We start from the raw sequence: 6,089 nt of genomic DNA, 5'->3' as shown, positions 1-6,089 counted from the left end.
CAACACCTCAGGCCGACCAAAACGTCCCACAACACCACCAATCACTCAGGTGTTGCAACGACCCCTAGAACCTGCCGGGTTTGGGGCGGCGAAAGGTGAGGAAGGGATCGGTCTGAAGCGACGAAAGGTGAGGAAGGGATGGGTTTGAAGCGGCGAAAGGTGAGGAAGGGTTGGGGGGCTAGAAGAGGCCGATGGGGTTGCCGTCATCGTCCACGTCCATGCGCATTGCTGCGGGAACGGCCGGAAGGCCGGGCATGGTCATCACCGCTCCGGTCAGGGCCACGATGAAGCCGGCGCCGGTCTTGGGGATGAGGTCGCGGACATGGATTGTGAAGCCCTTGGGAGCCCCTAGCCGGGAGGCGTCGTCCGTGAATGAGTATTGCGTCTTTGCCATGCAGACTGGCAGCCCGGACCAGCCATTTTTCTCGATGTCTGCCAGCCGGCGCAGTGCGGGCACGGAAAAGTCCACGCCGTCGGCGCCGTAGATTTCCTGGACGATGGTGCGGATCTTGTCCTCCACAGACATGTCCAGCGGGTAGAGATGCCGGAACGACGACGGTCCGCTCACCGCAGCGGCAACCTTGGCAGCCAACTCATCGCCGCCGTCGCCGCCCCCGCCCTTTCCCCAGATGTCAGCCACCGCGGCCTGAATGCCCTCGCCGGCGCACCAGCCGAGCATCCAGTTAAGCTCCTCCAAGGTATCCGCGGGGAATTTGTTGATCGCCACCACCGGCGTCACGCCGAACCGCTCCACATTCCGGACATGCCGGCGCAAGTTCACCACGCCCGCGGCCAAGGCCTCGACATTCGGCTCCTTCAGCCGGTCCTTGTGAACCCCGCCTTGCATCTTGAGTGCGCGAACGGTCGCCACCACCACGACGGCGGCCGGCGCCACATCAGCGATGCGCGCCTTGATGTCCATGAATTTTTCCGCGCCGAGGTCGGCCCCGAACCCCGCCTCCGTCACTACGATGTCGGCAAGCCGGCGGGCGGTCTGCGTGGCGATCAGCGAGTTGCAGCCGTGGGCAATGTTCGCGAACGGCCCGCCATGGACCAGTGCGGGAGTGCCCGCGATGGTCTGGACGAGGTTCGGCTTGATCGCGTCCTTCAGCAGCAGCGTCAGCGCGCCCTGCACGCCCAGGTCCGCCACGGTGACCGGCGTCCGGTCATAGGTGTAGCCGAAGGTGATGCGGCCCAGCCGGTCCCGGAGATCGGCCACGTCGGTGGCCAGGCAAAAGACCGCCATGATTTCGGATGCGACCGTGATGTCGAAGCCGTCCTGGCGGGGTACACCCTGTGAAGGCCCGCCGAGACCAATGACCACCTCGCGAAGGGAACGGTCGTTCATGTCCAGGACCCGCTTGAACGTCATCCGGCGCGGATCGATGTTTAGTTCGTTGCCCTGGTAGATGTGGTTGTCCACGAGGGCCATGAGGGCATTGTTGGCGGACGTGACGGCATGGAAGTCGCCGGTGAAGTGCAAGTTGATCTCGTCCATGGGCAGCACCTGGGACAGCCCGCCGCCCGTGGCCCCGCCCTTCATGCCGAGGATCGGCCCGAGCGAGGGCTCCCGCAGTGCGACCATCACCTTGTGGCCCGCCCGCGCCAATGAATCCGCAAGTCCCACCGTCGTTGTCGATTTTCCTTCCCCGGCGGGCGTTGGCGACATCGCCGAAACCAGGACCACTTTTCCGGCGGGCGCCGGCGCTGACAGCTTCGCGGGGTCGATTTTGGCTTTAAAGCGGCCATACAGCTCCACAGCCCCTGCGTCGATGCCGGCGGCCGCGGCGATTTCCTCGATCGGCCGGAGCACTGCCCTGCGGGCAATGTCCAGGTCGCTCAGGGGAGTGCTGCTCTGGCCGGTATCGCTCAGGGGAGTGCTGTTAGACATCGTCGTCCTTTCCGAAGGTGTTTACCCGGTGAGCCGTGACCCGTAGATGGCGGCCATGGGATGGCTGGAGGCATATTCGTCGACGGCGGCGTGGTAGCTGTCGAGGGTGATGGCGGCGGTGCGTTGCCAGCCGGAGTTTGCCGCGTGGATGGCAGCGGCGGCGCCCATGTGGTGGCGGGTGGCGGGGTCGTCGTGGAGGGCTTCAAGGGCGTCAGCCCAGTCTGATGCCCGGTGGCCGTCCACCAGAAGTCCGGTGCGGCCGTGGCTGACCGCGCGGGCGAGTCCGCCGACGCGGGTGGCGACCACGGGGGTGCCGCAGGCCTGGGCTTCCAGTGCCACGAGGCCGAAGGACTCACTGTAGGAGGGCATGACGACGACGTCGGCCGAGCGGTACCAGGTGGCCAGTTCCGGTGCGCCGACCGGCGGGTGGTGGGTGACGGCGTCGTCCAGCCCGGCGGAGCTGATGAGGGTTTTGAGGTTGAAATCCTTGGCGCCGCTGAGCGCACCAAGGATGGTCAGTTTGAGGTCGATGTCGGGGCGGCGTTGGCGGAGGAGAGCAGCGGCCTTGAGCAGGATCTGCGGGCCTTTGAGGCGTTGGATCCGGCCGGCGAAGAGCAGGTGGAAGGTGCCGGGGCTGATGCCGTGTTCAGTCCGCGCTCGGGTGCGGAACGCGGGGGTGTAGACGGCCAGGTCGACGCCGGGCGGTGCTACGTCGATGTGGTCGAAGTCGGCGCCGTAGTGGGAGACGAGTTCGGCGGCTTCGGCGGTGGTGTTGGCGATCAGGCGGGTGGAGCCGTCCACGATGCGGTGTTCGCCGTCTTCGCGGCGGCGGGGTTCGGGTTGTTCGCCGGAGGTCAGGAGGAGGTTCTTGACTTTGGCCATGGTGTGCATGGTGTGCACGAGGGGGACGTTCCAGAGGCCCGAGAGTTCGAGGCCGGCGACGCCGGAGACCCAGTAGTGGGAGTGGATGAGGTCGTAGCGGCCGTGGGGCTGCCGGGCGCGGATGCGTTCGATTTCGGCCACCATGCTGTGCAGCAGTTCGGGGAGTTCTTCCTTGGGAAGTTTGCGGGGCGGCCCGGCGAGGACGTTGTGGACGCAGACGCCGGGGTCGGGGTGCTCGACGGCGGGCTGGCCGGTGGCGGTGGAGCGGGTGAAGATTTCCACTTCGATGCCGGTTTCGGCCAGGGCGGAGGCGAGGCCGCGGATGTAGACGTTCATGCCGCCCGCATCCCCTGAACCGGGCTGTTCCATGGGGGAGGTGTGCAGCGACAGGAGGGCCACACGTTTGATCACAGACACGAGCCTCCCCTCCTCTCCGTACTGCTGGAACTGCATCGGATAAAACACTACTCCTGAACCGTCCCGGCAACGGTGGGGGTTCAGTTGCTCCAGACGTGGCGTTTCCCACGCCAACCAGGGCGGGCAGCGGATGTGGCACGCTCCTGCTAAAACCGCTCAGGGGCTCTGCCGCGGCCCACAGGGGGCCACCCATGCGCCTCAGCGCCGCCACAACTGCGGCAACTCCGGAAACGCGCCTTCGTAGCCGGTGAGCAGCGCGTTGGCCAGCGCCGCCGAACCGACCAGCGGGTGTTCGGCGAAGGCTTCCAGCGCTGCTTCGCGGTCGCCAGTAGAAGCCGCACGGACAGCGAGCAGCTCCACTTTCTTGACCTGCTGCAGCAGGCTGAGTTGCGGTGGGGCGGGCCGAGCCTGCGGAATGGGCAGTGCCCCCTCCGGCGTGACCGTGCAGGGAATTTCGACGACGGCGTCCGCCGGCAAACCGGGAATCGCGGCTTGGGAGCCGCCCGCCAAGGCGGGGGACTGTCCAGCGGAGTTCGGTGTGTTGAGGATCAGCTCCGCGGCGCTGGCCACCCCCGCCCCGTCGACGCCGGGACCCCCAGCCAGCGCCCGCATCACCGCCAGCGCCACCTGCTCGTAGCCGCCGCCGGCAAGGTCCTCGGGGTGCCGCGCCTCGCCGCCGGACCTGGCCTCGGCCAGATACCCTTCCTCGCGGGACCGCCTCGCGGCCTCCCACAAGCCGTACGCTTCGTCGCCTGCCGTGGCCAGCCGCGGATACAGCTCCGCCTGCTGACCGTGGATTGATTCGCCGCGGGTCCTGGCCATGGCACGCATGCCCGCGGCCGCGCGCGCAGTCTCGTAGTAGTAAAACAGGTACTCGTTCGGCAGGAGTCCCAGATCGCGCAGGAACGGCTGCGGAAACAGACTGCCCTCCTCGAAGCCGGCGAGGGCCTCCGCGTCGGCCAGCAGGCCGGGGAGGACATCCCGCCCGCCGCTCTCCAGCCGGTACAGCCAGCCAAGATGGTTCAGCCCGTAGTAGCCCACGCCGTCGAGCCTTCCCGCTGGCAGCGGCACCCCGGCCGCCCGGGCGGCGCGGTGTACCAGGGCGCTGGCGGAATCGCAGATGCCGATCACCTTCCGGCCCAGCACGGGAACCAGCGCCTCGGTGACCATCCCGGCGGGGTTGGTGAAGTTGATCAGCCAGGCGTCCGGGCAGTGCGAGCGCATGCCGGCGGCCAGCTCCAGCATGGCAGGGATGGACCGCAGCGCGTAGGAGATACCGCCCGCGCCGGTGGTTTCCTGGCCCAGCAGCCCGAGGTCCTGGGCCACACGTTCGTCGGCAACACGCCCGGCCGTGCCGCCCGGGCGGACGGCGGCGAACACCATGTCCGTCCCGTTGAGGGCGTGGGGGAGGGAGGTCGTGGACGTCACCGCGGGCGGAAGCCATGAACGTCCGACGGCGGAACTTCCGTCCCGAGCGCCCCTCACGTCCGAAGACATGGACCGAAGCACAGCCTCGATGGCAGCCAGCCGGCCGCCGTCGACGTCGAACAGCACCACCTCGCTGACCAGGCCCGAATAGGGCCCGGAACACAAGGCACCGTAAACGAGGGGAACCCGGAATCCGCCGCCGCCGGCGATCATGAGCCGCATGGCAGGAGTCTATGCGCAGCAGCCGACAACATGGCCTGAACTGCGGCGGCGCAGTCCCGCCGTCCCGTCCCAACCCCCACATCGCGGGGTTTCAACGCCAAGGTACACGGCGTAATGTGCCGAACATGGAGGCGAATCCCGCACGCCGTTTCGACCCGCTCTCGGCCGTCCGTACCCAGGCGGCCGGCGAGTTCGACCTGCTGCTGGCCGGGACCGTTTTTCAGGACATCATCTTCACCGGCCTGCCGCATGCGCCCGAGCCCGGAACAGAAATCTGGAGCGAAGGGATGGGCAGCTGCCCCGGTGGCGTGGCCAACCAGGCCATCGCAGCTGCGCGCCTTGGCTTGCGGACCGGACTGGCGGCGGCCTTCGGCGACGACGGCTACGGCGACTACAACTGGAAAATCCTGGACCGGCAGGAGCATGTGGACCTGTCCCTGTCCCGCCGGGTCCCGGGCTGGCACTCGCCGGTGACCGTATCCCTCAGCGTGAACCACGACCGCTCGATGGTCACGCACGGGCACCCGGCGCCGGTGACCTCCTCCGAACTGATCGGGAATCCGCCCCGCGCGCTGGCAGCAGTGGCGGACCTCGGGCATGAACTGGAGCCATGGGCGCTCGCGGCGCACAAGGAGGGCGTGAAGCTGTTCGGCGACGTCGGCTGGGACCCCACCGGCGAGTGGGCCCACGCGCGGCTGGCGAACCTGAAGCACTTCCACGCCTTCATGCCCAACCAGCGCGAGGCCATGGCCTTCACCGGCAAGGACGATCCCTGGGCGGCGCTGTACTCCCTGGCGGACCGGGTGCCGGTGGCGGTGGTGACCCTGGGGGCGCAGGGGGCCGTGGCCGTGGATTCGGAAACCGGCGAGGAGGAGTGGGTGCCTTCCCTGCCCGTGGCCGCCTATGATCCGACCGGTGCCGGGGACTGCTTCGGAGCCGCGTTCATCGTCGGCAGTTTGGCAGGGTGGCCCCTCGGCGACCGGCTGCGGTTCGCCAACCTCTGTGCCGCGCTGGCGGTCCAGGAGGTGGGCGGCTCCCTCGCGGCGCCGGGCTGGGGCGACATCGCCGACTGGTGGAAGCGCGCCAACGCCCGGCCGGAACGACGCGGCAGCCAGTGGCTGCGCCGCTACGCCTTCCTCGCCGACATCGTCAGGGATGTTCCTCTTGAGGCACAGCGGCGCGCGGCCGCCACCATCGCGCACCTCTCGGACGCCTGAGCGCCCGGCACGCCGCCGGCCCGGCAATTATT

General features: G+C 68.3%; 4 protein-coding genes. 1 reads left to right on the top strand and 3 read right to left on the bottom strand.

Annotation, left to right across the window (positions count from 1 at the left end; all coding sequences use genetic code 11):
• Window positions 1–178: 178 nt before the first annotated feature.
• The 3 genes from ACTHQX_RS02180 to ACTHQX_RS02170 all read right to left on the bottom strand — a co-directional run bounded on the left by ACTHQX_RS02180 (window position 179) and on the right by ACTHQX_RS02170 (window position 4,840).
• Complete coding sequence (locus tag ACTHQX_RS02180; protein WP_440155476.1) at window positions 179–1,891, bottom strand: formate--tetrahydrofolate ligase; 1,713 nt, start codon at window positions 1,889–1,891, stop codon at window positions 179–181.
• 21 nt (window positions 1,892–1,912) lie between these two features.
• Window positions 1,913–3,190 carry a D-inositol-3-phosphate glycosyltransferase gene (mshA, locus tag ACTHQX_RS02175; protein WP_440155475.1) on the bottom strand — a complete coding sequence of 426 codons (1,278 nt, stop codon included), beginning with the start codon at window positions 3,188–3,190 and terminating at the stop codon, window positions 1,913–1,915.
• 198 nt (window positions 3,191–3,388) lie between these two features.
• Window positions 3,389–4,840, bottom strand: a complete 1,452-nt coding sequence (locus ACTHQX_RS02170; protein WP_440155474.1) for a family 4 glycosyl hydrolase — start codon at window positions 4,838–4,840, stop codon at window positions 3,389–3,391.
• Window positions 4,841–4,965: 125 nt separating this feature from the next.
• Between ACTHQX_RS02170 and ACTHQX_RS02165 the strand changes: the two genes are divergently transcribed.
• A complete protein-coding gene (locus ACTHQX_RS02165; protein ID WP_440155472.1) occupies window positions 4,966–6,057 on the top strand; it encodes a carbohydrate kinase family protein in 1,092 nt (363 codons plus the stop codon).
• Window positions 6,058–6,089: the final 32 nt, after the last annotated feature.

It is taken from the genome of Arthrobacter sp. SAFR-023, from assembly GCF_051965295.1.
Classification (GTDB): Bacteria; Actinomycetota; Actinomycetes; order Actinomycetales; family Micrococcaceae; genus Arthrobacter.
This window is presented reverse-complemented; position numbering and strand designations above follow the sequence as displayed.